Here is a 24238-nt window from a genome sequence, read left to right on the forward strand (position 1 = left end):
GTAAAGTAAATCAGCACCTTTATAAGGCTGGACAAGTGCTACTTGCGCTTGTTCTTGCCGCGGCTGTCAGTAGCTGTGGCTTCCAACTGCGTGACGACTACCATATCGCCACAGAAATTCAGCATTTACGACTCGAAGGCGACAACCGCAGCGAAGCCTACCGTGCCGTTGCGGGTGCCCTCGAGCGCCGCGCCGTCGAGCTTAAAGAAGGCTCTGATTATTTTCCTGCCGTCATTCTTGGTGATGATCGTCTCGAGCGGCGCATTCTCTCGATGTTAGCGTCCGGACAAGTCGCAGAATATGAGCTCATTTACGTCATGCCTGTCACTATCATCCTTGCCAATGGCGATGCCCATGAGCATAACATCCAGATTCTACGTGACTACCAAGACGACCCTAATTTTGCCTTAGCAAAAACTCGGGAACTTGAGTTACTCGTTCAGGAAATGCGCTCAGAAGCAGCGCGCCGCCTTCTTATGCTCTTGAATCGTACAGTTCGGGAATAACTATGCAAGTTTATCCCGAACGCCTGCCGCAACAGTTACAAGACAAGCTTGTGCCTGTCTATTTGGTGTTTGGAGACGACCCCTTTCTCGTGGCCGAAGCCTGCGATCGCATTCGCCAGGCCGCCAAAACACAAGGGTTTGACGAACGCAAACGGCTCGTTCAGGACAAAGACTTTGACTGGCACACACTGTTTGAAAGCAGTCAGACGCTATCTTTATTCAGTAGCCAACAGCTGATTGAACTCGAATTACCTGAATTAAAACTTGGTCGCGAGGGTGGCAAAGCCTTAATTGATTTTGCCGCGCAACAGGCTCCAGATCAGCTCTTATTATTGTTTGGGCCACAACTGAAAAAAGCTCACAAAGACAGTAAATGGTTCAAGACTTTGAGCCAGAACGGGGTCTTTGTTCCGGTTTACACGCCGAGCCTTGCGCAATTACCGAATTACATCCGCACTCGAGCGCAACAATTGCAATTGCAGCTAAGTAACGATGCAGTCCAGCTTCTTGCAAGTCTGTATGAAGGGAATTTACTGGCTCTCCAGCAAAGCCTCGAAAAATTGCAATTACTCTCTCTCGACAGCGCCAATACGCCAGCGAGCGAATTGCAGGCCGACCAGGTTCAGAGTATGGTTGAAGACAATAGTCGCTACGACCTTTTTGCTTTGCAAGACGCCATCTTGAATCAGGACTACGGCGCATTCGTGCATTGCCTACAGCGACTACTCGAGACCGGTACCGATATTGTTCTCGTGCATTGGCTGCTCCTACGGGTACATAATAGTTTAAAGAAGGTTCGCCACGCCCAACGGCAGAATAAGCCGTTAAAAGCAGCAATGGAGTCTGAGCAAATTTGGGACAAGAATCAGTCTGCGTTTTTAGCCCTATTAGCTGCCGATAGTCCGACGCGAAACCATGCTCGAATTGAACTTTTAGAGCGGCTCGAACTTGCAATTAAACGCGATAGTGGCGAAGATCCAATCATCTTAGCCCTGCATGCAGGACTTCTATTTTTTCAGCAAGGAAATCGTGCGCTTGCACTTAATACCTATGCCAAAGACGAATTCTACAGCAACTCGCCATATAGCCATTTTGGGTGGAACCTTTGACCCCGTTCACTGGGGACACCTCAAACCTGTTCTTGCCCTAGCCGACCAATTCGATTGGCAACGTATTCATTTGTTGCCGACCTGCGCGCCACCTCATCGCGCGCAACCGCAAGTGCTCGATACCCACCGTTTAGGGATGCTCGATGCTGCTGCAACACTCGATAGTCGTTTCCATGTCGATGATTGGGAGCTACGCCAAGGTCTACCCTCGCGCACGCTACCAACTCTGAAACATTTTCATCAAGAATGTCCCGATGCCTGCCTATACTTTGTTATCGGCATGGACAGTCTACTCAACTTGCCTGAATGGCTGCATTGGGAGCGATTATTTGATTACGCAAATTTCGTGGTGATGCCGCGCCCTGGCTATCAGCTCGAACAATGTCGCCCAGAACTGACTGAGCTATTGCAGCAACGTCAAGTCAGTGCCGACGAATTCAGAGGTGGCGTCGGTAAAATATATCTAGCCGAGTGCGAACCGGTCGATAGTTCCGCAACGGAACTGCGTGAACAACTGGTTAATCTAACCGAATGCCCTGCCATGTTACCAGAGCCAGTCTGGGACTATATCCGCACCCATAACCTCTACGCCATGAGCAATAATAACGATGCGGCCTTAAACAATTAAAGATGGCTTTACCCGCCTTCATGCTGCACCGCGGACCGAACTCGTGGTACACTTGCGCGGTTAAAAATTCATGAGGAGTAAGTGAACCTTGCAAACTGAACAATTGCGCGATTTCGTTGTCGATAAAGCAGACGATTTAAAAGCCCGTGACATTCAAGTATTAGATGTTCGGAAAAAAACTGATGTAACTGATTTTTTAGTTATTTGCTCGGGAAATTCAAAAACACACGTTCGCAGTATTGCTAGCCATGTTGCTACTGAAGCAAAACACGCCGGCGAAGCTCCACTTGGTGTCGAGGGTGAAAACGACGGCGAATGGGTGTTAGTTGATTTTGGTACCGTGGTGGTGCATGTCATGCAGGATGCAACACGCGACTTCTACCAACTAGAGAAACTTTGGGGTTAATTCACTCGCATGCGTTTGCAGCTAATTGCCGTTGGCAACAAAATGCCCGACTGGGTCAGCACTGGCTACCACGAGTATGCCAAACGCATGCCCCCTGAATTACCACTGGAACTGATCGAAATTACCGCGGGTAAGCGAGCAAAAAAAGCCGATATTGCCAAACTTACGCAGCAAGAAGGTGAAAAGATGCTCGCGGCCTTGAAAGGCCCAACCCACGTTGTCACACTCGAAGTGAACGGCAAACCATGGGACACCCATAAGTTGTCGCAGCGACTTCAGCAATGGCAACTCGACGGCCGCAATGTTGCCTTTATGGTCGGCGGCCCAGAAGGCCTCGCACCAGAGGTGCAAGCGCGCAGTGACGAACGCTGGTCGTTATCGCCACTGACCTTGCCACATCCGATGGTGCGTGTCATTCTTGCGGAAGCTTTGTTCCGCGCATGGAGCTTATTAAATAACCACCCTTATCATCGCGAATAATAATGCCAAAAAAACGCGTCGCTATTAGAAATCATCAAGCCGAGGCCGCTTTATTTAGCCGCCGCGCCGTAGTGACATTGGGTATCGTTTTCGTCGTCTTCTTGGTGTTGTTGAACAATCTCTACACCCTCCAAGTTAAAAACTTTCAAGAATTTCAAACGCGTTCCAACAGCAACCGCATTATGGTCTTACCGGTAGCGCCAAATCGTGGGCTTATTTACGATCGCAACGGTGTCCTACTTGCTGACAATATTCCAGTTTACAGCCTTGAAGTATTACCCACAGAAGTTCACGACTTGCGGGCGACACTTGAAGAACTGCAAACGATTCTAGAACTCGATGCCAACGTGGTCGATGACTTTTATCAACGTTTGCGCCAAGCACGCCGCTTCCCGCAGGTAACCTTCGCCGAACAACTGACGGAAGACCAAGTCGCTCGATTCGCTTCCATTCAGCATCGATATCCAGGTATTAATGTCGAAGGCCGCTTGCAGCGTTTTTATCCACACCGTGAGCTCTTTACCCATGCGCTTGGCTATGTTGGCCGAATTAACCAGCAAGATGTTGCGCGCCTGCGTCAGCAAGAAATTTATGCAAACTACGCCGCCACCCGAAATATCGGCAAGCTTGGTATCGAACGTTACTACGAAAACCTCCTCCACGGTCAGGTCGGTTATCAAACCGTTGAAGTAAACAACCGTGGTCGCGTGGTGCGTACTCTCGACTTTACCCCTCCACAGCCGGGTCAGGATATTTACCTGGAAGTCGACATTGGTATGCAGCAGCTCGCTCAGTATCAACTTGGCACGCGGCGTGGGGCGATTGTCATTCTCGATGCAAATAACGGCGCTGTTCTGGCCTTGTATTCGAATCCGGGCTACGATCCGAACTTATTCGTCAACGGTATTTCAAGCGCGGATTATCGTGAGCTCTTGAATAACCCTGCTAACCCGCTAATCAATCGAGCAACCCAAGGCCGTTACCCGCCCGCGTCAACGATTAAGCCTCACTTAGGCTTACTTGGGCTCGAACAAGGTGTAATTACTGCCGAAACACGTATTTGGGATCCAGGTTGGTATCAACTTGAGGGTGTTTCTCGCCGTTTCCGCGACTGGCGCCAACACGGCCACGGCTGGGTCAATGTCACTAAAGCAATCGCTGAGTCATGCAATACCTTCTATTATGATCTCTCGCATAAGCTTGGCATTGATGAAATCTCCTCGTTTATGCGACGCATGGGGTTTGGCGAACGCACCGGCATTGATATCGCCGAAGAAAGCCCTGCTCTGATGCCTGACCGTGGTTGGAAACGCGCTCGCTTCAATGAACCTTGGTATCAAGGTGAAACCTTATCAGTAGGCATCGGCCAGAGTTTCTGGACCGTCACGCCTTTGCAATTAGCGACGTCGACTAGCGTACTCGTGACCAACGGACGACGCATTCAACCTAGCCTATTACATGCGGTTGGTGAAGGAGAGCAACGGACGACTCGCGAACTCATTGAGCAAGAACCGATTGTGCTGCGCAATCCGCAAGCTTGGCAAACCATTCGTCGCGGCATGGAAATGACCCACACCGATCAGCACGGGACTGCCCGCAATGCATTTCGGGGCGCAACCTATACTAGTGGTGGAAAAACCGGCACGGCTCAGGTCGCAGCGCTCAGTGATGAAACCAACGAACGCCCAGATATCGAAGATGTCGCCGAACACTTGCGTGATAACGCCACCTATATTGGCTATGCGCCAGCAGACAAACCAGAAATTGTCATTGCCATGGCCATTGAAAACGTTGGTGGTGGTGGCCGTAATGCAGCTCCTATCGCACGTGCACTGATGGATTATTACTTCGCTGACGAAGAAAGCCGTCAGGCACTACTCAAAGCACAAGCAGAAAATTATCGTCAGCTTCTTGCCGAGGCAGAAGAAAGAGCGGCTGCACGCGCGCAAGCTCGTGCCGCAGCAGAGCAAGAAGCGAATCGGAGGCAAGCGCAAGATGATGCAAACCACTGAAGAACGCCAGCGTAATCCTTGGCTTGCCAAAGTGCACTTGGACGGCCCTCTGTTGCTCGGCTTAATTGCCTTAGCGATTATTAGCTTATTTGTCATCTACAGTGCCGGTGGGCAAGACAGTGGTCTGGTCCAGCGCCAAGCAATTCGAATGGGCGTGTCGTTTTTCATCATGCTGATTGTTGCCCAAATCAACCCCAAGACTTTCCGCCATTACGCCCTTCCCATCTACCTTGTTGGCGTGCTTTTGTTGGTTGCGGTTCTGCTCTTTGGTGAAGTTGGTAAAGGCGCCCAGCGCTGGCTCGATATTGGGGTGACACGTATTCAGCCTTCTGAAATTCTCAAGTTATCCGTGCCGATGCTCATGGCATGGTATTGCTCTCGCTCCCAGATTCCCATTCGCTTGCAGCATGTTGCTTTAGGCTTGATTTTTATCTTAGTGCCAACCTTGCTGATTGCGAAGCAACCCGATTTAGGTACCGCCATCCTAGTCGCAAGCTCCGGTTTTTTCGTTCTGTTTTTGGCGGGCATGAGCTGGCGTACAGTCACCTCGGGTGGCCTTTTAGCTGCTGCATCTCTGCCCATATTTTGGTTCTTTCTATTACGCGATTATCAACGCCAACGGGTATTAACTTTCTTAAATCCAGAAACGGATCCGCTTGGCTCCGGCTACCACATTATTCAGTCGAAAATAGCGATTGGCTCTGGCGGCGTCGAAGGCAAAGGCTGGCTGCAAGGCACACAATCACAGCTTGAATTCTTACCGGAGCGGCATACCGACTTCATTTTCTCGGTATTTGCCGAAGAGTTTGGCTTTTATGGCGTCATTGGATTGTTAATCCTCTATGGTTTTGTCATTTTCCGTGGCATGCTAATTTCAATGCGAGCGCAAAGTAATTTTAACCGCCTTCTTGGCGGTAGTATTACGCTCACATTCTTTATATACGTGTTGGTAAACATCGGCATGGTGTCCGGATTACTACCCGTGGTGGGCGTCCCCCTGCCACTCATCAGTTACGGTGGTACCTCCATGGTCACCATGATGGCAGGTTTTGGCATTCTTATGGGCATTGCCACCCACCGCCGATTGGTTATTAGTCCTAGTTAATTACGTAAGGAATTTGTATGCTCAAAACGATTATTCCCGCGCTCGCTGCCTCCTGCGCACTCTTATTCTCTGTTCCAGTCACTGCAAACGACTGGTCTCCAGCTGAACGTGAGTTCATTACGCAAATGGAAACTGAGCACAATATTCCACGCGCTAAGACAGAAGAATTACTGCGCCAAGCGCAATTAAGCCAACCCATTCTTGATGCAATTAGTCGTCCGTGGGAAGCGCGACCTTGGCACCAGTATTACCCTATCTTTCTAACTGAGCGTCGTTTGCAACAAGGCATTGAATTTTGGGCGAAACATGAAGACACCCTCGCTCGGGCGGAAGAAAAATTTGGTGTGCCGGCTGAAATTATCGTCGCCGTACTTGGTGTGGAGACGTTTTACGGCAATGTCATGGGTACCCATCGTGTGCTCGATGCTTTATATACACTAGGTTTTCACTACCCGCCGCGACAAACCTTTTTCCGTAGCGAATTGCGCCAGTTTATTTTGCTTGCAACAGAAGAGAACATTGACCCAACCACGATCAAAGGTTCCTATGCCGGCGCCATGGGCTACGGACAGTTCATTTCATCGAGCTACCGACACTATGCCGTTGATTTTGACGGTGATGGCGTACGTGACCTGATGGGAAATGTCGTTGACGGTATTGGCTCAATTGCGAACTATTTTGCCGAGCACAGATGGCAGTCAAACCAGCCGGTTGCAATTCCTGCTTGGGTTGGAGCTGAAACGCCAGTCACTGAGCTCACCGCTGGCCGCGGCCAAGTACTCACTCATACGGTAGGGGAACTCAAGGCTGCAGGTGTGAAGTTCATTACCGCCATGCCAGATGAAACTCGCGCACGCCTGTTTGCGTTTGAGGAAGCTGACGGTTCACACTCCTATTGGGTGGGATTACCGAACTTCTATGCCATTACTCGTTATAACCACAGCCCGCTGTATGCGATGGCTGTTTATCAATTAGCACAGCAACTCCGAGCGCACCGATAAGGAGTCGATTATGCAGCAGTCGTTGGTTTTGTCGCTGATATCTATGTTCGCAGTACTCGGATTGAGTGCCTGTGCGAGTAGTCCGAATGCTGGGACTGAGCGCTATCGAACCGCTCAAGATTATGCGCCACCACGAACACCAACTGCTGCTGAATTGTTTCCCCTGACGCCGCGACTTGAGCCGCTATCGCAGCGCGGCAACCTACCTTATCAAGTGAATGGGCAAGCTTATTCGGTTCGTGACACTGCCGAGGGATACTTTGCCGAAGGCATTGCGTCTTGGTACGGTAAAAAATTCCATGGTCATTTAACCTCGAATGGCGAGTTTTATGACATGTATAGCTTGAGCGCTGCGCATAAAACCTTGCCATTACCAAGTTGGGTGCGTGTGACTAACTTGAACAATAATAAATCGGTGATTGTTCGTGTGAATGATCGCGGCCCATTTCATGCTGAGCGGATTATCGACTTGTCATTCTCGGCCGCCTATGCGCTTGATATGCACCTACACGGTACCGCGCCGGTGCGAGTAGAAGCGATCGAGTTCGATCAACCCACGCCTGTTAGTACCCAGCAAACCTATATCCAAGTCGCCGCCGCACGCGAATTAAATAATTTAGAAGCGTTGCGCCTGCGTTTACAAGAAATTTATGACCTCGATGCAACTACTCGCGTGCATCAAGGTCTGAATCGGTTGATACTAGGTCCCTTTGACGATCGTCAAACCATCTACTGGATGAACCGCCTGCAAGCAGACGGCTTTGAAGGGATATTCCGTTTACCGCAGGAACGCCTGTAAAAACGGAATAAATTATGCAGCAGAGTTAGTTACTCGGAATCACCATTTTGCTATACTCGTTGCCCATAATCTGTGCCCTGATAAAGTCGCATACAGTGCAGGCTATTCGCCTAACGCAAAACAACAGAGAACGTATTCGATCATGAAAAATAGCCGTTTAGTTGCAAGTCTCGTTGCCGCGGTCACCCTGACCGTCACTCATTTCACCATTCCCGCTCATGCACAAGGCGTAGTCCCGCCGACCCCAACTGTGAATGCCAAAGCATGGGTGCTCATGGACTATAAAACCGGTCAGATCATAGCCGGTGAAAATATCGACGAAGGCCATGGACCTGCTTCTTTAACTAAGATGATGACGAGCTATATCATCGGCAAAGAAATCAAAAGCGGCAACATTAGTCTCGATGACGAAGTAACCGTAAGCCGCAATGCGTGGGCACGTAACTTCCCAGGTTCGTCACTAATGTTTATTGAAGTGGGTCGCCAAGTCCGCGTCGAAGACTTGAACCGTGGTATTATTATTGCCTCAGGTAATGACGCTTGTGTCGCTATGGCCGAGCACATTTCTGGAACTGAAGACGCCTTCGCCAACCTGATGAATGCCTACGCCCGTGAACTTGGTATGCACAACACCGTCTTTGCCAATAGCCACGGCTTGCCACATCCTGATCAAATCACCACAGCGCGCGACATGGCTGTCCTTGCGCAAGCATTAATTCGCGACGTCCCAGAAGAATACGCCATCTATGCTGAACGTGAATTTACCTTTAACGGTATTCGCCAGTACAACCGCAATTCATTATTGTGGGATCGCAGCCTGAATGTCGACGGTATTAAAACTGGGTTTACCAGTGAGTCAGGCTATAGCCTTGTCACCTCCGCAGTGGACGGCGATACTCGCTTGATTACCGTTGTTATGGGTACCGCAAGCGAGCAAGCGCGTGCGGCTGAAAGTAAAAAACTACTGAACTATGGTTTCCGTTACTACGAAACGGTGACAGCTTATGAGGCCGGTGAACAATTAGTGAGCCAGCGGATTTGGGGCGGTTCTGTTGACGAGATTCGTTTAGGCACAGGAACTGAAGTTGTGGTTACGTTGCCACGTGGCCAACGTCAGAACTTACGCGCTAACTTTGTTCTCGATCGCACGCTTGAAGCGCCGCTCGCTGCTGGCGAAGTGGTTGGCACGGTAAATCTAACTTTAGGTGACCGTGACATTGCCAGCTTCCCGCTCGTCACCCTGCAAGCCGTTGAAGAAGGTGGTTTCTTCAAACGGATTATCGATAGCATTAAGAAGAGCTTCAGCGACGAATGAGCCTGATTTATCTCAATGGGGACTATGTTCCTCATGAACAAGCAAAAATCTCCGTCTTTGATCGGGGATTTTTGTTTGCCGATGGTATTTACGAAGTGGTGCCTATTTATAATCGCCAGCCATTTATGTTTGACGGCCATATGCAACGTCTGCAGAACAGCCTGCACGAAGTTGGTATAACTCCACCGTTAAGCTCAAATGAATGGCGCAGCATCCTTACTCACCTGCTAACAGAAGAGGCGCTTGACCACGCGATTCTCTATTTGCAGATTACCCGTGGTAGTGAGTTCCCTCGTAATCATTCCCCAAGTCCTGATATCCAACCGACTGTGATGGCGTACTTAGTACCTTTCACTCCACCCGTTGGCGAACCAACGCCGGTGCGTGTTGAATTGCTTGAGGACATTCGCTGGTTACGCTGTGATATCAAATCAATCAGTTTACTCGGTAACATCTTGTTAAAACTCCAGTCCACAGCTGGGGGTGCTCAAGAGCCGATTCTTCACCGCGCCGGGCGTATTACCGAAGGTGCGTCGTGCAATTACTTTATCGTCAAAGACGGTGTGCTCATCACACCACCTGCGGATAGCTTAATTCTTGCCGGATTGACTCGCCAACACGTCTTGAAATTGGCTGCTGACGCCCATATAAAGGTGCGAGAAGCAGCGTTCTCAACCGCTGAACTGTATGCCGCCGATGAGTGTTTTATGACCAGTGCCACTCGGGAAATCATCCCTGTTGGGCAAGTTGGACAAGAAGTCATTGGTAATGGTCAGTGCGGTCCTGTGACCCGCACTTTGATCGAACGATTTAGAGCAAGTCGCCCACGGTGACTTGAGGAGTAATGCATGAATACCAAATTTGACGAGTTGCTCGACTTTCCGTGTGACTTTACTTTTAAAATCATGGGCGTTGCCACACAAACTCTCGCAGACGAAGTCATTGCGGTGATTCAAGAGCATGCGCCTGGTGATTACAGCCCAGAGATTCGGCCGTCGAGCAAAGGTAACTATTATTCGGTATCGGTTTCTGTGGTCGTTACCAGTAAACTCCACGTTGAAACATTATATCGATCCTTATCTGATATCGACGACGTACGTTACGTCTTATAAGTCACATTCGCTTGTGCGAGCTAAAAAAGAACACGGAACATGAATCGACTAACTATTCGTCAGCTCGGTCGTATGGATTACGAGCCAGTCTGGAAGAAAATGCAAGCTTTTACCGACGCTCGCGATGAGTCAACCGTTGATGAGCTGTGGGTGGTCGAACACCCACCTGTTTTCACGCAAGGACAAGCGGGGAAAGAAGAGCATTTGCTTGCGCCCGGTGATATCCCTGTGGTTCCTGTCGATCGTGGCGGGCAAGTGACCTATCACGGACCGGGGCAAGTCGTGGTATACTTTATGCTCGACATTCGCCGGCGCAAAATGGGCGTTCGCGAACTTGTCACACAAATTGAGAATTCGATTGTGAATATGTTGGCGCAGTACGGTGTCACCGCTGCCCCAAGACCTGATGCACCCGGTGTGTACATTGGTGCAGAAAAAGTATGTTCACTCGGACTAAGGATTCGGCGCGGCTGTTCTTTTCATGGTTTAGCCCTTAACGTCAACATGGACTTATCACCGTTCCTGCGCATTAACCCTTGTGGTTATGCAGGGATGGTCATGACACAAACAAGCGCCCATGGCGGGCCAACCACATTTGCAGAAGCTGCTGAGCTGGTCACATCCGAATTTGCTCGCCTGCTGCAATACTCTGAAATCGACGAACAAACAGGTTTACCAGAACATGGCTAATTCAGACGTAGTAAAAGTTGAGCCAGTAAGTCAACAAACTAGCGCGAAACAAACTGCCGCTAAAAGTGCACGTATTGAGGCGGGTACCAAGCTCCGTGACGCTGACAAAATGTCTTTGATTCCGGTACAAATTGTTCCTGTTGAACGTGAACAAATGCTTCGCAAGCCTGAGTGGTTGAAAGTGAAGTTGCCAGCGTCAACTGAGAAAATTGATAACATTAAGAAAGCGATGCGTAAGCATGGGCTGCATTCTGTGTGCGAGGAAGCTTCCTGCCCTAACCTACCAGAATGTTTTAACCATGGTACCGCAACGTTTATGATTCTCGGCGATATTTGTACCCGTCGCTGTCCGTTTTGTGACGTTGCCCACGGTCGTCCATTGCCGCCAGATCCGCAAGAAGCACACAAGCTGGGACTGACCATTCGCGACATGGGCGTTAAGTATGTCGTTGTTACCTCTGTCGATCGTGATGATTTGCGCGATGGTGGAGCACAACATTTCGCCGATTGTATCCGTGAGATCCGTGCCCACAGTCCTGGGATTCGCGTTGAAGTACTCGTGCCTGATTTCCGTGGTCGTATGAACGTGGCTTTAGATATTCTTGAAGGTGAAGCGCCTGACGTCTTTAACCATAACTTAGAAACCGTGCCGCGCTTATATAAAGCAGCTCGTCCAGGCGCCAACTATCAGTGGTCGCTAGATTTATTGAAGCTATACAAAGAGCGCCGCCCAGATGTGCGTACCAAGTCAGGACTAATGGTCGGTCTTGGCGAAACCAACGAAGAAATTTTAGAAGTCATGGAAGACCTGCGCCGTCACAACGTCGACATGTTAACGATTGGGCAGTACCTGCAACCGAGCCGTCACCATATTCCGGTTGCACGTTATGTTACCCCAGACGAATTTGCCATGTTTAAGCGCGAAGCTGACAAGATGGGCTTTACCCAAGCTGCATCTGGCCCACTTGTGCGTTCGTCCTACCATGCTGATTTACAGGCCGCTGGTATTGAAGTGAAATAAGCTTAAATAACCTTAGGTGAATTCACTAAATCATGAAAGGAGGCAACCTAGCCTCCTTTTTCATTTCTAGTTCACTGCGCCGAAACGCCATCCATCGCTAATTTCATCAATTAATCTCATCAGGCTAGCCATCCGCATTAAAATCAGGTTTCATGGTGAATTGTTTCATACTTCAGGGAGACCTCTCATGGCACGTTTAGTTAGTGCATTCGCACTTTTGTGCTTCATATTTAGTAGCGTCGCTTTTGCGAATCCGGTTCACACCGGTTACCAAGAGCCCGCTCAAGAAATTATCGATATCGTCGATGCGGCGCCAGCTCCTGGTGCTAGCCTTAGTCCGAATGGGGATGTTCTTCTCGTTCTTGACTACCCTGCGCTGCCAACCTTAGTGGACTTGGCTGCCAGTGAATACCGCTTGGCCGGGATGCGAATTAATCCTGACAACCAAACCATAAGCCAAAGTCGTTATGTGTCAGGCTTTCGCCTGCTAAATATCGCTGATGGCTCCAGCCGGACTATTCGTGGTCTGCCGCAAAACATGCGCGCTATGGGCATGAGCTGGTCACCGGATGGCAAAACCATTGCATTCTTGAATATGGAACAGAACGGCACCTACTTATGGCGCATTGACGTTGAACGAGGTCGCGCTAGCCAGTGGAGCAAAGCTGCAGTTAATGCGGTTTGGGGCGCGCAAATCGAGTGGAGCCATGACTCGCAATCGGTCTATACGTTATTAGTTGACGCGAAGCGCGGCGCAGCACCACAACGTTCACGCGTACCTGCAGCACCGGTTGTAACTGAATCTCGTGGCCGTTCAGCACCTGCTCGGACGTATCAAGACCTCCTCGCCGATAGCCACGACGTTGCTCTTTTCGACTATTATTTTTCTAGCCAAGTTGCTCGCATCGACCAACGTGGTCGCAGCCACAACCTTGGTAAAGTTGGTGTGATTAACAACATCAGCCTGGCGCCAAATAGCGAGTTTATCCTCGTCACTGCGCTGCAAAAACCATATTCTTATGCGGTGCCACACTTCCGTTTCGCGCGCAATACAGTCGTTTGGGATAAGCAAGGTAAGCCAGTCTATACCGTTGTTGAACAAGGTGTGGCGGACAACTTACCGATCGGTTTCGACGTCGTTGTTCCGGATCGTCGTAGCATTAGCTGGCGTAACGACGCTGACGCGACCCTAGTTTGGGCGGTTGCCGGCGATGGCGGTAACTCACGCGCCCCCGCTGATATTCGCGACCGCGTTTATCAATTACCTGCACCATTTAACGCAGAGCCTAAGTTATTAGCAGAATTAGAAACTCGCTACGCGCGTTTACTAGCAGCTGACGGCAATACCGCTCTCGTGTGGGAACGCTGGTGGGCTGAGCGTCAAGAGCGTTTATGGCGCATAAGTCCAGACGGTGACGCTGAACCAGTGCTTGTTTGGGAACGCGCTTATGACGACAGCTACAATGATCCAGGTCAGCCGTTAACCACCACCTTAGAAAATGGTCGCCGCGTGCTGCTGCTCGATGACGGTCACTTAATTCTAACTGGTACAGGCGCCTCAGACGAAGGTGATCGTCCATTCATTGACCGTCGCAACCTCTTAACAGGCGAAACAGAGCGTCTCTGGCGTTCAGAAGCACCTTATTACGAGCGCCCATGGTCACTGATCGATTTAGAGAACAAGGTATTCTTAACCCAGCGTGAAAGCGTCGATACGCCACCTGACTTCTACCTTCGTAATCTGACTGATGAGAGCTTAGTGGCATTAACTAATACTGCCCACCCAATGCCTCATACCTTGGACATCAGCCGTGAATTAGTTAATTATGAGCGCGCGGACGGTCTACCGATGTCAGCGAACCTATTCTTACCAGCCGGTTATGACCAAGAGCGCGATGGCCCATTACCAACCATCGTATGGGCTTATCCGCGTGAGTATCGCAGCACAGCTGCCGCAGCTCAGGTAAGTGGTTCACCCTATCGCTTTAATCGCATTAGTTATTGGAATCCGCAATTCTTAGCCACTCAAGGCTATGCGGTATTTGACGCAGCAACCATGCCGATTGTCGGTGAAGGTGACGAACTCCCGAACGATACCTTTATTGAACAGTTAATTATGAACTCAGAAGCTGTCATCAATTACGGTGTTGAGCGTGGCGTTAGTGATCGAAATCGCTTTGCATTAGGCGGCCATTCGTATGGTGCATTCATGACTGCAAACGTGCTTGCTCACTCAGACCTGTTCCGTGCAGGTATCGCCCGTAGCGGTGCATACAACCGGTCGCTTACTCCGTTTGGTTTCCAGCGCGAAGAGCGGACCATTTGGGATGACCCAGCACTGTATCAGCGGATGTCGCCTTTCTTTGCTGCGCATCAACTGAAAACGCCTTTACTACTCATTCATGGTACTGACGACAATAACTCGGGTACCTTCCCGATGCAGAGTGAGCGTCTATACCAAGCTGTAAAAGGGAATGGTGGCACCGTTCGCTTAGTCATGCTGCCGCTTGAATCTCACGGCTACCGTGCACGTGAGTCGGTCCTACACATGTTGTGGGAAACCGTCGAGTGGCTTGACGAGTTTGTTAAGAATGCCGAGTAGTTTCGGTAACGATAGCGCCAGCTAATCGCTATAAAGGCCAGTGGTATCACTGGCCTTTTTATTTAGCCTAGTTTGCATGAGACGCAGGTAAACGTTCGGCATTTGCCCCACCTCATGTTGCTGCATCAGGGTGACATACCCAACTGGTCGCCACGCGTAGAAACCTGTATCTTCGCAAGTTGCAACCGGATGCAATCCTACTCGCAAGGGGTCGGTTGAACCTAACTGCCAAACATTCTCAGCGCGTTTCTGCGCAATTGGCTGCTGCAGATGCTGCACCCATGGTAACGTTTGGGTTAAACTCACCAGCTCCGCAGTCGTTAACTCTTGACGATCAGTAATGATCATATTTAACGCTGAAAAGTCGAATTCACCTGCACAAAAACGCTCAGCCAAATCACGGCTCATTGGATATTCATCGGCTAAACCCAGCGTATGGCCAAGCTCATGAGCCAACACGCGACCCCGCGCTTGGCGATCAATAAACACTAAACCATTACGGGTATTCGCTAAACCTGAATCAGTGAGTACGACGTCCACTTGCTGAGCCGCCGGCCAGGCCGGCTGCATCCAAACCTGATCATAGGTGTCGGGATCAAGCAATTGACAGGTTGCTCGACCATCTCGATCCGCACACTCTTCCGCCCAAACTGCAGTAATTAAACGTCCACAAAAACGCACTTCTGCGTCCTCATGAGTATACAAATTCTGAGTGGTTTCTAACCAAGACTGACTAGACGGAAGATCGTCTAAACGACCAAAGAAATTCAGCAAAACGTCACAGTGTGGCGCGGGTAGTTGCACCGGAACTTGCTTGCTAAAAGCGGCGATAGTTTGCGGTGATGATTCTTTTTTCTGTAACCAGCTTTGCCATTGATCGGAACTGCTGGCCCACCAGACAAAAGAGGCAGCACCTAATGCTACCCCTAGCATGGGCCAAACAAATGCGCGACTAGTCTTCGAGTTGCTGGCGGAGTTTTTGAATTTCAGTTCGCGCATAACGATGTTCTAAGTAGCTGTAAGCGTTGGTCGCTAAGGCCAGCTTGAAATAATTAATCGCAGCAAAGGTTTGCCCACGTGTCGCAGCCATTTTTCCCATATAGAAGTATGCTTCGCATAAATAATGATTCAACTCTTCTTGATCATTGCTGCGTTCAAATGCACTGCGAATTAACTCTTCTTCATTTTTTTCGCCAAGAATATAAGCAATAATCTCTTGGCCCCAAGGATTCTCCGTCGCAGCTGGCCAATGTTCACGGAGCTGAGTCTCGGCGCGGCCACTATCGAGCTCGCGACCAGCAAAGTAATACCAAATCACTCGAAATGGGTCGGCAGGATTTTGAAAGTAGAAGTCGGCAAAATCAGTGTGAGCGAGGAAATACTGGCCATTGTAGTACGCAGCTAAACCGCGATTCAGATAGACATAATCATGATCTGGCGCCAGTTCAATTGTGCTATCAAATGCTTCGAACGCGGATTGGTAATCGCCCATTGCGGTCAAATAAATCCCCATGACATGATACGCATCGACCAAGTCTGGCTTTAATTCGAGTGCTTGATTTGCATCCACCAACGCAAGTGTACGCAAACCAAGTTGATCGTGTGTCACCGCACGCCGTTGCAGTAAATACGCTCGTTGCTCATCATCGAGGTTGCCGGAGCTGAGCAATTCGTTTAACTGAAGCAGTTCAATCTCAATACTTCGGTTAACGGGCAGAGGCTCAACCAAGTATAAATTTGGTTCGTAACCGGCCATAGAGTCTGGCACACGCTCAACCGGTTGCTGTTCCCCGTTTAAGCCCGCACTACTGGTACAACCGCTGATCAATATCAGTCCTAGAACAACACCAACTATACGCAATATTTTCACCGTACTCTCCGCCTTTCAAGCATGAATTCTCATTTAATCACATCCACAGCGGAGCGCCTAGGGGCGCGGAGAATTTTAAACAAAACCTAACAATAAAACTTCAGCATGCTTTAGTCTTGTTGGCGTAAACGCCTGATCTGATTCTCCAGTGGTTTGTTCCAAGTTGCTTGTAAGTTTTTCATCGTCATTACCTCCAGTTATTGCGAATGACACTGAGATAACGACTCAGATCACACTCCTATTCCGTCAAGATTTTGTAAACATAGCAAAAACCCAAAAAAAAGCCCCGAGCATCATGCTCAGGGCTATTTCATTTCACCTATTCGATGAATTACTCGGCTTGGTCGCCAGTTGCTTCCGCACTGTCTGTCGACTCTTGCGCTTCTTTCATACTCAAACGCACGCGGCCTTGACGGTCAATTTCAAGAACCTTGACCTTCACGACTTCGCCAACTGACAAGTAGTCGTTCACATCTTCAACGCGCTTGTCGCTGATTTGCGAAATGTGAACTAAGCCGTCTTTACCTGGTAATACGGTTACAAACGCACCGAAGTCGACGATACGTGCAACTTTACCTTCATAAATACGACCTACTTCGACTTCAGCAGTAAGCGCTTCGATGCGTTTCACAGCCGCTTGTGCAGCAGCTTCGTCAGTCGCAGCAATCTTAATGGTGCCGTCGTCGTCGATTTCAATGCTCGTACCGGTTGACTCGGTCAACTCGCGAATAACCGCGCCGCCTTTACCGATAACATCACGAATCTTCTCTGGGTTGATCTTCATGATGTGGAAACGTGGAGCAAAGTCAGAGACATCGTCACGCGCCGAGCTAATTGCTTGGTCCATCACCGACAAAATGTGTAAACGGGCAGCTTTTGCTTGTGCCAACGCTTTTTCCATAATGTCTTTGGTAATCCCTTCGATTTTGATGTCCATCTGTAATGCAGTCACACCGGTCGCACTACCAGCAACTTTAAAGTCCATGTCACCAAGGTGGTCTTCGTCACCAAGGATATCAGAAAGAACAACGAAGTCGTCGCCTTCCTTAACAAGGCCCATAGCGATACCAGCAACTGAAGCTTTAATTGGCACACCAGCGTCCATCAACGCCAATGAGGTACCACAGACTGAAGCCATTGAGCTTGAGCCGTTTGATTCAGTGATTTCAGACACCACACGAATGGTGTACGGAAATTCTTCTGGGCTTGGCATAACCGCTAACACACCGCGTTTTGCTAAACGGCCGTGACCAATTTCACGACGCTTCGGTGAACCGACCATACCCGTTTCACCAACACAGTACGGAGGGAAGTTGTAGTGCAACATGAAGCGATCCGTGCGCGCACCCATAATCTCGTCGATATTCTGTGCATCACGCTCAGTACCTAAGGTAGCTGCAACGATTGCTTGAGTTTCACCACGAGTAAAGACTGCTGAACCGTGAACGCGCGGTAACACGCCGGTCGCTACGTCAAGTGCACGAACCATGTCTGGTTCACGACCGTCGATGCGCGGCTCACCCGCGATAACGCGACGACGCACCACTTGTGATTCGAATTCGTGGAAGATGTCACCCACTTCTTTTTCATTCAGTTCTGCGTCGTCCGCTTTCAGTGCTTCAATCACTTCTTTCAGTGCCACACCTAAAGCGTTTTTACGTTCAACTTTATCGGTGATGCGGTAAGCTTCGCCGATTTTGCTCTCAGCCAATTCTTTGATTTTTGCAATCAGTGGTTCATTTTTAGCAGCCGGTACCCAATCCCACTTCGGAGCATTGACTTCGGCAGCAAACTCATTAATCGCTGAAACGACTGTCTGCATTTGCTCATGACCGTAAACCACAGCGCCTAACATCACTTCTTCGCTGAGTAAGTTCGCTTCTGACTCAACCATTAATACGGCAGCTTCAGTACCGGCAACAACGAGGTCAAGTGCTGATGACTCAAGCTCAGTCTTCGTTGGGTTCAAAGCGTATTCATTGTTGATGACACCAACCCGCGCTGCGCCGATTGGACCATTGAATGGAATACCAGAGATTGTCAATGCGGCAGACGCACCAATCAAAGCAACGATATCTGGGTTAACTTCAGGGTTTAGCGACATAACTGTTGCAATCACCTGAACTTCATTAAAGAAACCTTCTGGAAACAGCGGACGAATTGGACGGTCAATAAGGCGACTCGTTAATGTTTCGTTCTCTGAAGGGCGGCCTTCACGCTTGAAGAAACCACCTGGAATTTTACCCGCAGCGTAAGTACGCTCTTGGTAGTTAACGGTCAGCGGAAAGAAATCAGCGTCTGGACGCGCTTCTTTTTTACCAACAACAGTGACTAATACCGTTGTGTCGTCCATGCTTGCCATAACAGCGGCTGTCGCTTGACGAGCAATTGCGCCCGTTTCGAGAGTGACAGTGTGCTGACCATATTGGAATTGCTTAATAATCGGATTCACGTTTTGTTTTTCCTTTACTTACTTAATTTCGCCCCTACTTTTCCCGGGCCCTGTGCTTTTTTAACTACTTTCAACGCTGCATTATAACGGAATAAGCTCACCTAAAGAAAGCAAGTGCGCAATCTTTAAGCAAAAACCTGACCATAAACCACAATTCAAACGCCAAAAATAACAAAGGGGCCCTGAGGCCCCTTTGCATGTAAACTGTTAGCGACGTAATTCTAGACGCTTAATCAGGTCTACATAGCGCTCTTCATTTTTACGCTTCAAGTAGTCCAACAACTTACGACGTTGGCTTACCATGCGCAGCAGACCACGACGTGAGTGGTGATCGTGCTTGTGCTCTTTGAAGTGACCTTGCAAGTGGTTGATTTGCGCAGTTAACAAAGCTACCTGAACTTCAGGTGAACCTGTGTCGCCTTCGCCACGTGCGTAGTCGGCTACGATTTGTGCTTTTTGAGCAGCTGTTAGTGACATAATGTTACTCCAGTTTTGATGATGCCCGAGCCGATCACTAATTCAGCCCAAGCGGGAGCGCGAATTATACGCGCGTTACTAGCCGATTACAACACCACAACGCGCTTTGGCCAGTATAAACCGTCGCTTTCTCGGCGTTCACCAACGCCAAGAAAAACTCCGTCACTGGCACGACGCACACGTAATAATGGCGTTGTAGTCTCCGCGGCGACCGGTTGGCCGTGCAAGAAACCACCCGCGGCTTTATCAGACACCTTTACTTCCGCAAGTTGCTGCACCGGAGCGTCAATGGGGAGCAAAAAAGCGTCAAGCGTCGAATAATCAAACTCAGCCGGATCGTCACGATCCGCGACCAGCGCTTGCAACTCTTCCAAAGAATGCATTGCGTCAGCTGGATAGTCGCCAACGCGCGTACGATGCAAGCTTTTAACATAGGCGCCACAGCCTAACGCTTGGCCAAGATCATCCACTAGAGAGCGAATATAAGTGCCTTTGCTACAGTGTACATCGAGCGTGACAAAAGGAAGCTCAATAGCGACAACGTCTATCGAGTAAATTGTAATTGGACGGGCTTTGCGCTCGACTTCAATACCGCGACGAGCATAATCGTAAAGTGGTTTACCTTCATGCTTAAGGGCAGAAAACATCGACGGCACTTGCAGAATATCGCCTATAAATGGTGTGATCGCAGCGCGTACCTGCTCGGGCGTAACCGTCACGTCATGACGCTCAACAACTTCGCCATCGGCGTCACTCGTGTTGGTGCGAATACCTAGCTCCGCAACCACTCGATAGCCTTTATCAGCGTCGAGCAAAAACTGAGCAAACTTAGTTGATTCACCAAGACACACCGGTAGCATGCCCGTTGCTAATGGATCTAATGCGCCTGTGTGTCCTGCTTTCTGGGCGTAGAACGCTCGTTTTACTTGTTGCAGTATCCGATTAGAAGATTCCCCTGACGGCTTATCCACCAGGATCACACCATCGACTAATCGACCACGTGTTCGTCTCGCCACAGCTTATTCCTGTTCGTCGTCCGGATTGTTCTTCGCTCGCTCTTCGTCGCGCTCACGTGCTTCACGCACTAGGCTCGCCATGCGAATCCCTTCAAGCAAACTTACATCATGCACAAAGCGTAGCTCTGGCGTCACCCTCGATTTAATTCGCTTACCGAGCAACGAACGAATATAACCCGCCGCTTCGTTAAGCACACCTAGTGCTGTTTTGACCTGCTCTGGGTCATCCTGTAAGAAAGTCACAAACACTTTGGCATAGCCAAGGTCTTTCGACACTTCCACATCGTTAACAGTCGGCATTAAAACTCGCGGGTCTTTAATTTCACGCTGCAGAATCATCGCAATCTCGCGCTGCATCTGCTGCGAAAACCGATCGGTCCGACTAAATTGCTTCTTCATAAATACTCCTCAATCCTGCTTACGAGCTCGGATAACAACGCTAATAGTTTAGCGTTACGTCGACTTTTGTCTGCACCCGCAGGGTATTGCAACATGGGACGCCGTAAACCCGTCCATGGGGGCTTGGCCTCGCCATCCATGGCTCGGACTCCCACTTATGCAATACCCTGCAGGTGCAGTCGTCGCCGTCATTGATCACGGTAAGCGTTGTCATCTTCGCTTGCGTATCAGTTAACCGATACCGGTAATCTTTCGACTACTACAGGTATAAACCATCAGCGTTGTACGATAAAAAATCAAACAGATTAAAAAAGTGGCATGAGTGCAGCCAAAGCCGGGCGATTTAGTCTGCAAGCACTGAAGGGAATGGACTTTGGCAAAGTGTCTGAGCCAAGGATGGCGAAGACAAGCCCCCATGGATGGGTTCACGGCGTCTTTGCGAAAGTCCGTTTCCTGGTGTGCGTAAGCAGACTCACCTCGAACTACAAGCTGCAATCATGCCACTTTTAAAAGCGAGGCAGCGCAAGCGCTGCCTCAACATTTTACAGTGTGCGTTCGACTTGGATGGTTTCGAAGACCTCAATTTGGTCGCCGACTCGGACGTCGTTGTAGTTCTTAACGCCGATACCACATTCCATGCCGTTACGAACTTCTTGCACGTCGTCTTTAAAGCGACGAAGTGACTCAAGTTCGCCTTCGTAAATCACCACGTTGTCACGTAGAACACGAATTGGCGCAGAACGCTTCACAATACCTTCGGTAACCATACAGCCGGCAATAGCACCAATTTTCGGTGATTTAAAGACATCGCGAACTTCAGCAAGGCCGATAATTTGTTGCTTAAACTCAGGAGCAAGCATACCGGTCATTGCTTGTTTGATCTCGTCGATCAAGTCGTAAATGACGCTGTAGTAACGCAATTCAATACTTTCGTTCTCGGCAGTTCGGCGAGCAGTTGCATCAGCACGCACGTTAAAGCCAATTACGATTGCATTCGAAGCACCAGCCAAACTCATGTCGGTGTCTGTAATACCGCCGACACCATTACCGATAATATTGACTTTTACTTCATCCGTAGAGAGCTTAGTCAAAGATTCGATAATAGCTTCGAGAGAGCCTTGAACGTCCGCTTTTACCACTAAGTTCAGTTCAGAAACGTCGCCTTCTTGCATGTTGCTAAACATGTTTTCCAGTTTCGCTTTCTGCTGACGTGCTAACTTCACTTCACGGTATTTACCCTGGCGATAGTTCGAGACTTCACGCGCTTTGCGCTCGTCTTTCACGACGTTAACTTCGTCACCAGCAGCTGGAACGCCCGACAAACCGAGAATTTCTACTGGAATCGACGGACCAGCAGTTTCAACATCCTGACCTAGCTCATTGCGCATAGCGCGAATACGGCCGTATTCCAAGCCACACAGAACGATATCGCCACGATTCAACGTACCGTTTTGGACCAAAATGGTTGCCACCGGGCCGCGACCTTTGTCTAGACGCGATTCGATAACGATACCCTTCGCCATGCCATCAAAGCTTGCTTTCAGGTCAAGCATCTCGGCTTGCAGCAATAATGCTTCTAGCAAGCCGTCGATGTTCTCGCCGCTCTTCGCAGAAACGTGAACGAACTGAACTTCACCGCCCCATTCTTCAGACAATACGTCGTGCTGAGCAAGCTCAGATTTCACACGGTCCGGATCAGCTTCTGGCTTGTCAATTTTGTTTACGGCAACAACCAACGGCACACCAGCTGCTTTCGCGTGCTGAATTGCTTCTACAGTTTGTGGCATCACACCATCGTCTGCAGCAACAACTAGAATGACGATATCGGTTGCGCTCGCACCACGTGCACGCATTGACGTAAACGCCGCGTGACCCGGAGTGTCTAAGAAAGTAATCATACCGTGGCCGGTATCAACGTGGTACGCACCAATGTGCTGAGTAATACCACCTGCTTCGCCCGCTGCTACTTTCGCTTTTCGGATGTAGTCCAACAATGAGGTTTTACCATGGTCAACGTGACCCATTACAGTAACAACCGGCGCACGTGACTGTAGTTCACCTTCATCACCACGGTCTAGAAGAACTGCTTGCTCAAGTTCGTTGTCATTTACCAATACGAATTTGTGACCTAGCTCTTCAACCACTAACGACGCTGTTTCTTGATCAAGCACCTGATTGATGGTCACCATTTCGCCCATCTTCATCATCGCTTTAATCACTTCAGTCGCTTTAATCGCCAGACGGTTCGCAAGGTCCGCAACCGTAATGGTTTCCGGAATCCGAACTTCACGCTCTACCGGTGCTGCTGGCTTATTAAAGCCATGCTGCATGCTACTTGGTGAGCGCTTGCTACCTTTACGGCGGCGTTCACGACGTGGCGAATCATCTTTTTCGTCGTCTTTACCACGACGCTTGGTTTTCTTCGGCGTGCGACGACCACGACGTTCTTCTTCAGTGTCTTGCTGCTCTTCGGCAAATTTAGCCGTGGCAGAGGTTGTGAAGTGAACGTCTTCTTCTTCCATTTTCTTGCGGCGGGCTTCTTCTTCTTCCCAACGCGCTTGGTTCTCTTCAGCTAAACGACGAGCTTCTTCAGCTTGACGCTTGGCTTCTTCTTCCGCTTTCTTCGCCGCTTCAGCTTCTTGTGCTTTACGCAGTTTTTCTGCTTCAGCGCGGGCAGCTTCAGCTTTCGCCTTTTCTTCTGGCGACTTTTCTGGTTGCGGCTTCGCTTTTTCTTTGGCTTTTGCTGCGTCAGCTTTTGCCGCAGCATCTGCTTTCGCTTTCGCCTCGGCTTCCGCCTTGGCTTTTGCCTCAGCTGCAGCTTTCGCTTCGGCAGCTGCTTTTGCTTCCGCAGCAGCTTTCGCCTTCGCTTCGGCTTCAGCCTGCTCAGCAGCTAAACGCTCTTCTTCTAAGCGCTGCTCTTCTTCTGCAGAACGCTTCACGTAAGTGCGCTTTTTGCGAACTTCAACTTGAACTGCCTTCGCTTTACCCGGGCCAGCATTAATGCTGAGGGTGCTACGTGTTTTCCGCTTCAGTGTCATCCGACTCGGAGCGGCGTTACCGTCGCCACCATGAGCCTTGTTCAAATGCGCCAGTAATTGCGCCTTTTCATCTTCAGAAACTGTATCACTTGCACCGGACTTCTTAATTCCAGCTTCGCTTAATTGCGTGAGCAAGCGATCAACGGAGGTTCCGATATCACTGGCAAGTTTTTCGACTTTGACTTCTGCCATCTAATTCA

The 24238-nt window shown here is 49.6% G+C and carries 22 protein-coding genes; 15 read left to right on the top strand and 7 right to left on the bottom strand.

Annotation, left to right across the window (positions count from 1 at the left end; all coding sequences use genetic code 11):
• The first annotated feature begins 35 nt into the window (after positions 1–35).
• From CWE06_RS03945 to CWE06_RS04015, 15 genes are all read left to right on the top strand, one after another.
• Entirely contained in the window at positions 36–506 is a 471-nt protein-coding gene (locus CWE06_RS03945; protein ID WP_157981125.1) for an LPS-assembly lipoprotein LptE, read from the top strand.
• A gap of 2 nt (positions 507–508) precedes the next feature.
• A complete protein-coding gene (gene holA, locus CWE06_RS03950; RefSeq protein ID WP_126791336.1) occupies positions 509–1615 on the top strand; it encodes a DNA polymerase III subunit delta in 1107 nt (368 codons plus the stop codon).
• Positions 1557–2243: a nicotinate-nucleotide adenylyltransferase gene (nadD, locus tag CWE06_RS03955; RefSeq protein ID WP_198679019.1), complete on the top strand. Its 687-nt coding sequence runs from the start codon at positions 1557–1559 to the stop codon at positions 2241–2243. Before holA ends, nadD begins: the two co-directional genes overlap by 59 nt.
• 88 nt (positions 2244–2331) lie before the next feature.
• Positions 2332–2649 (top strand): ribosome silencing factor, encoded by a 318-nt coding sequence (rsfS, locus tag CWE06_RS03960; RefSeq protein ID WP_126791340.1) that lies wholly within the window; start codon positions 2332–2334, stop codon positions 2647–2649.
• Positions 2650–2658: 9 nt separating this feature from the next.
• Positions 2659–3129, top strand: coding sequence for a 23S rRNA (pseudouridine(1915)-N(3))-methyltransferase RlmH (rlmH, locus tag CWE06_RS03965; RefSeq protein WP_126791342.1), 471 nt, complete (start codon positions 2659–2661; stop codon positions 3127–3129).
• A 2-nt stretch (positions 3130–3131) separates the two neighbouring features.
• Positions 3132–5141 (top strand): penicillin-binding protein 2, encoded by a 2010-nt coding sequence (gene mrdA, locus CWE06_RS03970; protein ID WP_126791344.1) that lies wholly within the window; start codon positions 3132–3134, stop codon positions 5139–5141.
• Positions 5125–6246: a rod shape-determining protein RodA gene (gene rodA / locus CWE06_RS03975; RefSeq protein WP_198679020.1), complete on the top strand. Its 1122-nt coding sequence runs from the start codon at positions 5125–5127 to the stop codon at positions 6244–6246. Before mrdA ends, rodA begins: the two co-directional genes overlap by 17 nt.
• A 17-nt stretch (positions 6247–6263) precedes the next feature.
• Entirely contained in the window at positions 6264–7247 is a 984-nt protein-coding gene (gene mltB, locus CWE06_RS03980) for a lytic murein transglycosylase B (protein WP_126791346.1), read from the top strand.
• A 10-nt stretch (positions 7248–7257) separates the two neighbouring features.
• Positions 7258–8046: a septal ring lytic transglycosylase RlpA family protein gene (locus CWE06_RS03985; RefSeq protein ID WP_126791348.1), complete on the top strand. Its 789-nt coding sequence runs from the start codon at positions 7258–7260 to the stop codon at positions 8044–8046.
• 142 nt (positions 8047–8188) lie between these two features.
• A complete protein-coding gene (locus CWE06_RS03990; protein WP_126791350.1) occupies positions 8189–9361 on the top strand; it encodes a D-alanyl-D-alanine carboxypeptidase family protein in 1173 nt (390 codons plus the stop codon).
• A complete protein-coding gene (locus CWE06_RS03995) occupies positions 9358–10194 on the top strand; it encodes a D-amino acid aminotransferase (protein WP_126791352.1) in 837 nt (278 codons plus the stop codon). Before CWE06_RS03990 ends, CWE06_RS03995 begins: the two co-directional genes overlap by 4 nt.
• A 15-nt stretch (positions 10195–10209) precedes the next feature.
• Positions 10210–10473, top strand: a complete 264-nt coding sequence (gene ybeD, locus CWE06_RS04000; RefSeq protein ID WP_126791354.1) for a DUF493 family protein YbeD — start codon at positions 10210–10212, stop codon at positions 10471–10473.
• Positions 10474–10512: 39 nt separating this feature from the next.
• Positions 10513–11163 (top strand): lipoyl(octanoyl) transferase LipB, encoded by a 651-nt coding sequence (lipB, locus tag CWE06_RS04005; protein ID WP_126791356.1) that lies wholly within the window; start codon positions 10513–10515, stop codon positions 11161–11163.
• A gap of 109 nt (positions 11164–11272) precedes the next feature.
• Positions 11273–12184: a lipoyl synthase gene (lipA, locus tag CWE06_RS04010; protein ID WP_126791552.1), complete on the top strand. Its 912-nt coding sequence runs from the start codon at positions 11273–11275 to the stop codon at positions 12182–12184.
• Between the two features lie 187 nt (positions 12185–12371).
• Positions 12372–14786: a S9 family peptidase gene (locus tag CWE06_RS04015; RefSeq protein ID WP_126791358.1), complete on the top strand. Its 2415-nt coding sequence runs from the start codon at positions 12372–12374 to the stop codon at positions 14784–14786.
• A gap of 21 nt (positions 14787–14807) precedes the next feature.
• On the opposite strand, the gene CWE06_RS04020 is transcribed toward CWE06_RS04015, so the two are convergent.
• The 7 genes from CWE06_RS04020 to infB form a co-directional block, all read right to left on the bottom strand.
• Positions 14808–15719: a hypothetical protein gene (locus CWE06_RS04020; RefSeq protein WP_157981127.1), complete on the bottom strand. Its 912-nt coding sequence runs from the start codon at positions 15717–15719 to the stop codon at positions 14808–14810.
• A 19-nt stretch (positions 15720–15738) separates the two neighbouring features.
• The gene (gene nlpI, locus CWE06_RS04025; protein WP_126791362.1) at positions 15739–16656 is read right to left on the bottom strand and encodes a lipoprotein NlpI; all 918 of its coding nucleotides are present in this window, start codon (positions 16654–16656) and stop codon (positions 15739–15741) included.
• Between the two features lie 331 nt (positions 16657–16987).
• Positions 16988–19108: a polyribonucleotide nucleotidyltransferase gene (gene pnp, locus CWE06_RS04030; protein ID WP_126791363.1), complete on the bottom strand. Its 2121-nt coding sequence runs from the start codon at positions 19106–19108 to the stop codon at positions 16988–16990.
• Between the two features lie 207 nt (positions 19109–19315).
• Positions 19316–19585, bottom strand: coding sequence for a 30S ribosomal protein S15 (gene rpsO, locus CWE06_RS04035; RefSeq protein WP_126791365.1), 270 nt, complete (start codon positions 19583–19585; stop codon positions 19316–19318).
• 86 nt (positions 19586–19671) lie between these two features.
• The gene (truB, locus tag CWE06_RS04040) at positions 19672–20601 is read right to left on the bottom strand and encodes a tRNA pseudouridine(55) synthase TruB (RefSeq protein WP_126791367.1); all 930 of its coding nucleotides are present in this window, start codon (positions 20599–20601) and stop codon (positions 19672–19674) included.
• Between the two features lie 3 nt (positions 20602–20604).
• Positions 20605–21000, bottom strand: a complete 396-nt coding sequence (rbfA, locus tag CWE06_RS04045; protein WP_126791369.1) for a 30S ribosome-binding factor RbfA — start codon at positions 20998–21000, stop codon at positions 20605–20607.
• A 542-nt stretch (positions 21001–21542) separates the two neighbouring features.
• Positions 21543–24230 (bottom strand): translation initiation factor IF-2, encoded by a 2688-nt coding sequence (infB, locus tag CWE06_RS04050; protein ID WP_126791371.1) that lies wholly within the window; start codon positions 24228–24230, stop codon positions 21543–21545.
• Positions 24231–24238: the final 8 nt, after the last annotated feature.

It is taken from the genome of Aliidiomarina haloalkalitolerans (genome assembly GCF_003987315.1).
Lineage (GTDB): Bacteria > Pseudomonadota > Gammaproteobacteria > Enterobacterales > Alteromonadaceae > Aliidiomarina > Aliidiomarina haloalkalitolerans.

Coding starts and splice junctions, on each gene's coding strand:
- holA (WP_126791336.1), top strand. CDS start 509: ATGCAAGTTTATCCCGAACGCCTGCCGCAACAGTTACAAGACAAGCTT.
- nadD (WP_198679019.1), top strand. CDS start 1,557: ATGCCAAAGACGAATTCTACAGCAACTCGCCATATAGCCATTTTGGGT.
- rlmH (WP_126791342.1), top strand. CDS start 2,659: ATGCGTTTGCAGCTAATTGCCGTTGGCAACAAAATGCCCGACTGGGTC.
- mrdA (WP_126791344.1), top strand. CDS start 3,132: ATGCCAAAAAAACGCGTCGCTATTAGAAATCATCAAGCCGAGGCCGCT.
- rodA (WP_198679020.1), top strand. CDS start 5,125: ATGATGCAAACCACTGAAGAACGCCAGCGTAATCCTTGGCTTGCCAAA.
- mltB (WP_126791346.1), top strand. CDS start 6,264: ATGCTCAAAACGATTATTCCCGCGCTCGCTGCCTCCTGCGCACTCTTA.
- CWE06_RS03985 (WP_126791348.1), top strand. CDS start 7,258: ATGCAGCAGTCGTTGGTTTTGTCGCTGATATCTATGTTCGCAGTACTC.
- CWE06_RS03990 (WP_126791350.1), top strand. CDS start 8,189: ATGAAAAATAGCCGTTTAGTTGCAAGTCTCGTTGCCGCGGTCACCCTG.
- CWE06_RS03995 (WP_126791352.1), top strand. CDS start 9,358: ATGAGCCTGATTTATCTCAATGGGGACTATGTTCCTCATGAACAAGCA.
- ybeD (WP_126791354.1), top strand. CDS start 10,210: ATGAATACCAAATTTGACGAGTTGCTCGACTTTCCGTGTGACTTTACT.
- lipB (WP_126791356.1), top strand. CDS start 10,513: ATGAATCGACTAACTATTCGTCAGCTCGGTCGTATGGATTACGAGCCA.
- lipA (WP_126791552.1), top strand. CDS start 11,273: ATGTCTTTGATTCCGGTACAAATTGTTCCTGTTGAACGTGAACAAATG.
- CWE06_RS04015 (WP_126791358.1), top strand. CDS start 12,372: ATGGCACGTTTAGTTAGTGCATTCGCACTTTTGTGCTTCATATTTAGT.
- CWE06_RS04020 (WP_157981127.1), bottom strand. CDS start 15,719: ATGCTAGGGGTAGCATTAGGTGCTGCCTCTTTTGTCTGGTGGGCCAGC.
- rpsO (WP_126791365.1), bottom strand. CDS start 19,585: ATGTCACTAACAGCTGCTCAAAAAGCACAAATCGTAGCCGACTACGCA.
- rbfA (WP_126791369.1), bottom strand. CDS start 21,000: ATGAAGAAGCAATTTAGTCGGACCGATCGGTTTTCGCAGCAGATGCAG.
- infB (WP_126791371.1), bottom strand. CDS start 24,230: ATGGCAGAAGTCAAAGTCGAAAAACTTGCCAGTGATATCGGAACCTCC.